Below are 6,689 nucleotides of genomic sequence, written 5' to 3'. Positions count from 1 at the left end.
AACAGCTCCACGCCGATGATAGTGCGGATTGCCCGTGTGAAAGTAGGTAATCGTCAGGCTCCTTATGCTGTAACGTCCAGAACCCCGGTGTCTCCGAAAGAGAACCGGGGTTCTGGCGTTTGGGCGCCAGAAAGAACGATCATTTTCTGCGACCTGACTTATTCGCAGTCGATAGCGAAAATCTCCAAATCGCTTTAAATAGCATTTCATGCGTGCGTCAATACGCCTCAGAAGTCGCGCAAATAAAAATCTAATTCGCATTAAATCGCAGCTTTCCTAAAGTTTTTCCCTAATCCGGCCGATAGACGCGTGTGTAGTCATTAACTACAAACTAAACATCACACGCTACACGAATAAAAACCGGGGAGCTTCTGCGCATGCGCTCGCGTGCGGGAAGCGAGAAACATGCACGACCGATGGAATGACTTGCGCGCGCAGCGAGGCACTGCGCCCTCTATCTCCGCCGCAACGACGCTTGCAGGGACGCCCTGCGTGCTCCGCGTGCACGCCGCCGCCGTCTGGCTCCGCATCTCGCCGATCTCCCTTGTCCAGCCTCTTTTGCCCTGACAACAAGGAGAATTCATGAAGTCGTCCAAGACGTGGGGTGCGCTTCTCGCCGCCGCCACCATCGCAGCCCTTGGCGGTTGCGCGACCGAATCGTCGCGTTCGCTGCCCGTGCCGCCTGTCACCAGCGCGCAGCGCCCGCCCGTCGGTAAGCCGGTGCAGATCGCAGTCGGCAAGTTCGATAATCGCTCGAGCTACATGCGCGGCATCTTCTCCGACGGCATCGACCGGCTCGGCGGGCAGGCCAAGACCATCCTGATCACGTCGATGCAGCAAAGCGGCCGCTTCAGCGTGCTCGATCGCGACAACCTTGACGAGATCCGCCAGGAAGCGGGCTTCACCAGGAAGGCCCAGGCGATCAAGGGCGCCAACTACGTCATTACCGGCGACGTCACCGAGTTCGGTCGCAAGGAAGTCGGCGATCACCAGCTGTTCGGCATTCTCGGCAGCGGAAAGAACCAGATCGCCTACGCGAAGGTGAGCATCAACGTTGTCGATACCACGACTTCGGAAGTCGTCGCATCGGCGCAGGGTGCGGGCGAGTACAGCCTCTCGAACCGCGAGATCATTGGCTTTGGCGGCACCGCGAGCTACGACTCGACGCTCAATGGCAAGGTGCTCGAGCTCGCGATCCAGGAAGCAGTCAATCATCTGGCCGACCAGGTCGACGCGGGCGCGCTGCGCTCCGCACACTGACCGCCTACGTCGGCCGCGCTTCACGCTGAATCAGAACAACTACTCATACGGGGCTTTCATGAAATACATCGGCACGCTTCGGGGGCTCTGCCTGCCCATCACGGCGGCAACGCTGCTGCTCGCAGGCTGCGCGAACACCACGCCGCCGCTCTACCAGTGGAGCGGCTATCAGCCCGGGGTCTACGACTACCTGAAGGGCGAGAAGGCACCGCAGCAACAGATCGATGCGCTCGAGAAGTCGCTGCAGGAAATCCGCGCGAAGGGCAACACGCCGCCGCCAGGCTTCCACGCGCAACTGGGCATGCTCTACGCGAACGTCGGCAACGACACGCAAGCCATGCAGGAATTCGACGCCGAGAAGCACCTCTTCCCGGAGTCGTCGACCTATATGGACTTCCTCATGAAGAAACCGAAACAACAATAAGCGAGCGTACCGATATGTCCAGATTTTCCACTCTCAAGCTCTGGCTGGCTCTGTCCGCGCTCGCATTGCTGGCCGCTTGTGCACAGCCGGTCAAGCACGCGGATTACACGGCGTTCAAGAATGCGCGCCCGCGCTCGATCCTCGTGCTGCCGCCCGACAACGCGACGACGGATGTGAATGCATCGAACAGCATGCTCTCCCAGATGACGATGCCGCTCGCCGAGGCGGGCTACTACGTGATTCCGGTCGCGGTCATGGAGGAGACGTTCAAGCAGAACGGACTGACGACGGCAGGCGACATCCAGCAGACCCCGCCGGAAAAGCTGCGCGAAATCTTCGGCGCCGATGCGGTGGTGTACTCGAAGATCACGCAATTCGGGACGCAATACCGTGTGCTCGACAGCGCGACGGTGGTGACGGCGACGGCGAAACTCGTCGATCTGACAACCGGCAAGGTGCTGTGGCAAGGCGCGGCCAGCGCCAGCAGCAACGAAGGCAACAACAGCGGTGGCGGCGGCCTGATTGGCATGCTGGTGGTGGCGGCAATCAAGCAGGTCGCGAATTCGCTGACCGACAAGAGCCACGATATCGCAGGTGTCACGAGCTATCGTCTGTTGCACGCGGGGCCGCCGACGGGCCTGCTCTACGGTCCGCACTCGCCGAAATACGGCACGGACTGACCGGCGGCGCTCGCGCCGCATAAAGAAAAAGCCCGTCACTGGAAGGTGACGGGCTTTTTTCAATCCAGCTCAAGGGAGCGCAGCAGTAAAACCGCTTAGCGCTCCAGGAACGGACGCAGCTTGTCCGCGCGGCTCGGGTGCATCAGCTTGCGCATCGCCTTGCTTTCGATCTGGCGGATACGCTCGCGCGTCACGTCGAACTGCTTGCCCACTTCTTCGAGCGTGTGGTCCGACGTCGTGTCGATGCCGTAGCGCATGCGCAGCACCTTCGCTTCGCGCGGCGAGAGCGCCTTGAGCGCCTCGTCGATGGCAGCGCGCATGTTCGCGTGAATCGCTGCATCAGCCGGCGAGGCCGAACCTGCGTCCTCGATCATGTCGCCGAGCGTCGCGTCGCCGTCGTCGCCTACCGGGCTTTCGAGCGAGACCGGTTGCTTGGCGATCTTGAGGATGCCGCGCACCTTCTCTTCGGTCATGCCCATGCGCGCGGCGAGGTCCGCCGGATGCGCTTCCATGCCCGTTTGCTGCAGGATCTCGCGCGAAATGCGGTTGAGCTTGTTGATCGTTTCGATCATGTGCACCGGCACGCGGATCGTGCGCGCCTGGTCGGCGAGCGCGCGCGTCACGGCCTGACGCACCCACCACGTCGCGTACGTCGAGAACTTCCAGCCGCGGCGATATTCGAACTTGTCCACCGCCTTCATCAAGCCGATGTTGCCTTCCTGGATCAGGTCGAGGAACTGCATGCCGCGGTTCACGTACTTCTTCGCAATCGAGATCACGAGACGCAGGTTGGCCTTGACCATCTCGCCCTTCGCCTGACGCATCTTCGATTCGGCGACGGTCATGCGGCGATTGATCGCCTTGATCTGCTGCAGCGACAGCGATGCGGCCGCTTCGATCTCGGCGAGCTTGCGCTGCTCCGCCTGGATAGCCGGCAGGCTGCGCTCGATCGAGGGACCGTACTTGCTCGACGCGGCTGCGGCGCGCACGCCCCAGTCCAGATCGGTTTCGTGGCCCGGGAACTGCTCGACGAAGGCTTCGCGCGGCATGCCGCAGCGATCGACGACGATGGAGAGCACGTTGCGCTCGATCGCGCGAATCTGCGCGACCTGCTCGTGCAGCAGCGAGCACAGGCGGTCGATCGTGCGGGCCGTGAAGCGGATCGGCGCGAGTTCCGTCTGGATGTCGGCGCAGATCTTCATTTCCAGGGCCGTAGCGCGCGCATTGGCGTCCGTCGTACAGGCCATCTGTTCGAACAGCGCGCGAACGCGCGCGAAGATCGCGAGGCTGTCTGCCTTCAGTTGCGCGAGCAGGGCTTCGTTCGCCTTGCTGTTGTCGGCGTCGCTGTCTTCGTCGTCGCTCGAGTCGTCCGACTCTTCTTCTTCCGATGCCTGGGCTTCGACTTCTTCGCTCGCGTCTGCGTCGGCTGCCGTGGCCGGTTCCTGCGCCGCTTCGTCGCTGCCGATGCCGTCGACGAGTTCATCGATGCGCATCTCTTCAGCCGCGACGCGGTCGGCGTCGGCGAGGATGGTCGCGACGATCGACGGGCATGCCGCGATCGCCTGGATCATTTCCTGGAGGCCGTCTTCGATGCGCTTCGCCACTTCGATTTCGCCGGCGCGCGTGAGCAGCTCGCTCGAGCCCATTTCGCGCATGTACATGCGCACGGGGTCGGTCGTGCGGCCGAATTCGGAGTCGACGGTCGAGAGCGCGACTTCGACTTCTTCGTCGGCTTCGTCGTCGGCCTGCTGGTCGGCGCGGGAATCTTCGTTCATGAGCAGCGTGTCGGCGTCGGGCGCCTGCTCGTACACCTGCACGCCCATGTCGTTGAACGTGGCGACGATCGTTTCCAGCGCGGCCGTCTGCGCGAAGTTGTCGGGCAGATGGTCGTTGATGTCCGCGTGGGTCAGATAACCGCGTTCGCGGCCGAGCTTGATGAGCGCCCGCATTTGATGCTGGCGTTTTTCGAGTTGCGAGCCTGCGTCCATGGGCGTCGTATCGCCGGTCTTGTCTTTGGACGAGCGGCGTGCGGGGCGGGCAGACGAGGTCAGCGCGTCGTCCCGGTCATGGCTTGTCAATACATTCTCCTCGAAGGGATAGCCCGACAAGGGCAAAAAGGGTCACGCGCCAGCGGCGTGGCGTCCTGGCGATGACGAAATTGCAGGGGAGTGGGCGGGGGCGCATGCCGGTCCCGCCAAGCGAGCGCCAAACGTCTGACGACGTGGCAGCCTGGATTTTCGTGCAATGCAGAAAGACCGCGTATGGTAGTGCGTTACGGCATGCGAGGCAACCTGAATCGTCGTGTTTGCGGCACATTGACCGCCTTCAGGGTCGTATCGTTTGGCTAGCGCTCCACCTTACATATTTCCTACATGAGTCCCTTAGACCATTTTTCAAGTGAGAAGTTCACGTTTTTGTCACTCGCCTCGCCTATGGCACGCTGTTATTCCCCGCCGATTCCCCGTTGTCCGGTCGCCATGCGTGGCAGCGCTCACGCGCGAATCGCGACAATGCGTTGAACGCGTTTGCCGGAGGACCGGTTGACCGCCTCCTCGTCGAGCGCGATGGTCGTGCCCTCGAGCTGGCTGGTGACGAGCGCCGGATCGAACGAACTATATAGACGCCCCGCTGGGTCGCGCCCGCTGTCGCCGTCGGTGACGCGCCAGCTCAGATAGAGCACGCCGCCCGGCTCGAGCAGTTCGACGAGGCGGCGGCAGGCCGGGCCGATCTGCGCGACGGGCAAATGCATGATCACGGTCTCGCACAGGACGTTGTCAAAGCTCGCGGCGGGCACGCCCTCTAGCTCGGGCAACGTGGCCAGACCGAAAGCGCACTGCGGGTGGTCAGCGGTGGCCCGGGCGATCAGACCCTCCGACGCGTCGTAGCCCGTCGCGGGGTAACCATGGGCGTTCAGCCATGCCACGTCGCGGCCCGACCCGCAGCCGATATCCACGGTCCTTCCGTGGGGCCGGAAATACCGCATGAGACGCGCATAGAGGTCGTCGGGCGCAGACTGGTTCGCCCATTCGGCTGCGTAGTTTGCGGCACCACTCGTGTACGTCTCGATCGTCATGGAGTCCATATGGGGCTCGCGGTTCCTGTGACAAGAGGAAGGGACGCTTCGAGACTAGCCGATCGACGCAACGAGAGGCAGTCGCGCGGCGATACCGGTATGGCCGCTGCCACGCTCGCCGCTTGGCGCCGCGCGACGGCCACGCTGCACGCAGCGTCGTCAGGGCGGGAATTCGTCGTACTGGGGCAGGGAGTCGGCGATCTCGAACCACGGCGCTTTCGAGCGCACGAAGATATGGCCGGCGGGGCGAATGGCCGGCGGATCGGTCAGCGTGCCGAGCGTCACGTGCACATACGCTCCTTCGCGCACGACTGAATAGAGCAGCGAGCCGCAGCGGCCGCAATGGATGTCGTGGGCGGCCTGCGGATCGCCGTAGACCAGCGTCTGCCCTGCGCCCTCGGTGAGTCGCAGTGCCTCGCTTTCGATGCCCGCAAACGGCTTGAACGCGGAACCCGTGGCGCGGCGGCACTGCGAGCAGTGGCAATTGAATGCGTAGCGGAACGCATTGGCTACCGCATAGCGCACGGCGCCGCAAAGGCACTGGCCGCGCAGCGTGGCGGGAGCATTCGTGTGGGTAGGGGCAGTGTCGGCCATGATGGGCGCGGTGCTCTGGTGGCAAGTGTCGAACATTGCGATCGGGCGGCTGCGGTGTGCGCACTCACATCATACGTTTGAGTTGCCCGCGGCGCAGGAAAACGCAAAGGTCACCACATATGGGGATTGGCCGGCCAGTCATGGCCTCCGCACAGTTCGTGGCGCCCCTGTAGCCCCGAAATGCACGCCGAATTTCCCATGGATGGTTACCTATGGCACCCCCGCGCAAAACGCACCGCCCCAACCCATCCAGGCGAATCTACGCGCCCCGTTCCCTCAAGTCTTTCAATCCCTTGATGACGACAAGCAGCGCGCGGCCGTGCTCTTCCGAACCGTCCCACGCCTCGACGATCGCATTGCGCAGCAATTCGTTGTAGGCAGCCGCGTGCCGGCTGGACGGCAGCGCCTTCACACCATAGAAACTGCATAGCTTATTGAATGATGCGCTCCGGCGTACCCGCCGCCCGTTCGACGTGCGAAGACGCGAGACAGTAGGCTGGCTGACCCCGGAAAGCCGCGCAATTTCGCTGGCAGAGCGTGAATCGTCCGATAACCGCCGCAGCAGTTCCTGCACCGGAAAATGAGTATCTGGGGCTTCCATGTCATGCATTATACCTATACAGTAACGGTTATTGAATTGCTCGCCGAAATCGGCGGG

8 protein-coding genes are annotated in these 6,689 nt (G+C 62.8%); 4 read left to right on the top strand and 4 right to left on the bottom strand.

What is annotated here, in order from left to right; all coding sequences use genetic code 11:
* The 4 genes from AB3X98_RS40700 to AB3X98_RS40685 form a co-directional block, all read left to right on the top strand.
* Positions 1 to 198: hypothetical protein (locus AB3X98_RS40700; protein ID WP_368607099.1), on the top strand; the 198-nt coding region annotated here is incomplete at its 5' end.
* Positions 199 to 582: 384 nt separating this feature from the next.
* Positions 583 to 1,260, top strand: a complete 678-nt coding sequence (locus tag AB3X98_RS40695) for a CsgG/HfaB family protein (RefSeq protein WP_069265752.1) — start codon at positions 583 to 585, stop codon at positions 1,258 to 1,260.
* Between the two features lie 58 nt (positions 1,261 to 1,318).
* On the top strand, positions 1,319 to 1,684 hold the full coding sequence (locus AB3X98_RS40690) for a DUF4810 domain-containing protein (RefSeq protein WP_069265753.1): 366 nt from the start codon (positions 1,319 to 1,321) through the stop codon (positions 1,682 to 1,684).
* Positions 1,685 to 1,698: 14 nt separating this feature from the next.
* The gene (locus AB3X98_RS40685; protein ID WP_368607100.1) at positions 1,699 to 2,364 is read left to right on the top strand and encodes a DUF799 domain-containing protein; all 666 of its coding nucleotides are present in this window, start codon (positions 1,699 to 1,701) and stop codon (positions 2,362 to 2,364) included.
* 95 nt (positions 2,365 to 2,459) lie between these two features.
* Here AB3X98_RS40685 and rpoD read toward each other — a convergent pair whose 3' ends face one another.
* From rpoD to AB3X98_RS40665, 4 genes are all read right to left on the bottom strand, one after another.
* Entirely contained in the window at positions 2,460 to 4,442 is a 1,983-nt protein-coding gene (gene rpoD, locus AB3X98_RS40680; protein ID WP_368607102.1) for an RNA polymerase sigma factor RpoD, read from the bottom strand.
* Between the two features lie 413 nt (positions 4,443 to 4,855).
* Positions 4,856 to 5,446: a class I SAM-dependent methyltransferase gene (locus AB3X98_RS40675; RefSeq protein WP_368607103.1), complete on the bottom strand. Its 591-nt coding sequence runs from the start codon at positions 5,444 to 5,446 to the stop codon at positions 4,856 to 4,858.
* 150 nt (positions 5,447 to 5,596) lie between these two features.
* Complete coding sequence (locus tag AB3X98_RS40670; RefSeq protein ID WP_368607104.1) at positions 5,597 to 6,031, bottom strand: GFA family protein; 435 nt, start codon at positions 6,029 to 6,031, stop codon at positions 5,597 to 5,599.
* 259 nt (positions 6,032 to 6,290) lie between these two features.
* Positions 6,291 to 6,632, bottom strand: a complete 342-nt coding sequence (locus tag AB3X98_RS40665) for a helix-turn-helix transcriptional regulator (RefSeq protein ID WP_069265969.1) — start codon at positions 6,630 to 6,632, stop codon at positions 6,291 to 6,293.
* Positions 6,633 to 6,689: the final 57 nt, after the last annotated feature.

It is taken from the genome of Paraburkholderia sp. BR14312 (genome assembly GCF_040948675.1).
GTDB lineage: Bacteria > Pseudomonadota > Gammaproteobacteria > Burkholderiales > Burkholderiaceae > Paraburkholderia > Paraburkholderia nodosa_A.
The sequence above is the reverse complement of the archived record's forward strand: the minus strand, read 5'-3'. Positions and strand labels throughout refer to the sequence as shown.